Origin of the sequence: Pelagirhabdus alkalitolerans, assembly GCF_900096905.1 — a bacterium.
Classification (GTDB): Bacteria; Bacillota; Bacilli; order Bacillales; family Amphibacillaceae; genus Pelagirhabdus; species Pelagirhabdus alkalitolerans.
Map to the genome: position 1 here is coordinate 1 of NZ_FMYI01000020.1, position 1,536 is coordinate 1,536.

Below are 1,536 nucleotides of genomic sequence, written 5' to 3' on the forward strand. Positions count from 1 at the left end.
GGTTCTTTGTCAATTGACGTTGGTGAAGAATATGAGTCGATATATTTTATAAGAATCTAAACACGTTTTGTAGGAGCGCTAAGCTGCTATGAAACGTGTTTTCTTTTGTTTAGGCACTGAAGGTGAAACAGGTTTGAGCTTAAAGTATAAAAGGATACGGTTCTTATAGTTTGTGAAATTACGGTAACCATATGCCACACGATTCAATACTTTGATTTTATTGTTCATGCCTTCAATCCGGCCGTTACTATACGTGTAATCAAAGCTATGTTTAATGTAAGGCAAGTGCTTCCTGAGTGTTTTCATACTTGTTCGTAAATGTGTTGATGTCGCTTGTAGACACGGTTGAGTTAATAATTGTTCCAGGGCTTGGTGATCCTGCTGATCCATGGCGCGTAAAAGGTTTTGATAAAGCACATAATTGACACGTAACGTGTCATCGTAGCTCAGGAGCTCATCGATAATCGCGCTCTCTAAGCGTTGACCAAACAAGCGATAATACTTATAGGTCGTCATCGACACATCAGATGCTTTTTTGAGTAAAAGCTTCCAGTACGCTTTCAGTCGACGGTACTTCTTCATATCTTCATTGTTCGAGGTTTTGAATCGGTTCATCACTTGGATGCGTGTTTTATTCATCGCTCGACTGATCAATTGAACCAAATGGAAGCGATCAATAATGATCTTCGCATTTGGGAATAGCGCTTGAATGACCGAGACGTAGCCCGCATTCATATCAATGGTGACTGTTTCAACGCGTCGGCGATCCTTCAACTGATAGTGCGTCCTAAAGTGATCTTTGATCGCACGCGACGTGCGGGCTTCAAGAATATCTAAAAGCTCACCGGTTTCGACATTAATGTACTCAAAAGCCATTCGACCTTTGGCATACTTAAACTCATCAAATGATAAATGGTGTGGAAGCTTTTTGTTTTGTTGTTTAAAGCGTTTGGCTTCTTCGTTAATCACTCGTTGGACCGTCGTGTGAGACACTTGGCAATCGTTTGCGATTGCCGTAATGGACTGAGCCTCTGCTGCTTTCATGAGAATCTGTGCTTTAACCGTATTCGTGATAAAGGCATGCGGTGTGACAATCGGCGTTTTCGCCGTGAACGAGCGTTGACAAGCCCGACACATAAAGCGCTGTTTGTTCAATACTAAATAGGTAGCGCAAGTACCGGCCATTGGGAGTGTGATTCTGGACTTTTGATGACCGTTTTTATAAATCGATGCGCCCTCTTTTGGGGCATCACATTTCGGACAATAAGCGGGTTCATACGTCAACCGCGCGTTGACAAACTTACATGGCTTCCCTTTAAACGTCCCATCATGTACACAATTTTCTTCGAAATCGATGTTTTGATCTTGAATATCAAGCAGTTTTCTTATATCATTTGAAATAGACAAGTGAGTTCCCTCCTAGGATTGGTTTTCGTCGACTTTTATTCTACAGGGAAACTCACTTGTTTTCTATATTCAAACGAAAAATGACGTTAGTGAGTTTTTTATCTCACCAACGTCATTAATTGTACAACC

1 protein-coding gene is annotated in these 1,536 nt (G+C 41.3%); it reads right to left on the minus strand.

Translation table 11 applies throughout. The annotated features are described in order from the left end of the window. Nucleotides 1-78 precede the first annotated feature (78 nt). On the minus strand, nucleotides 79-1,407 hold the full coding sequence (locus BLR62_RS12290) for an ISL3 family transposase (protein WP_090797420.1): 1,329 nt from the start codon (nucleotides 1,405-1,407) through the stop codon (nucleotides 79-81). Nucleotides 1,408-1,536: the final 129 nt, after the last annotated feature.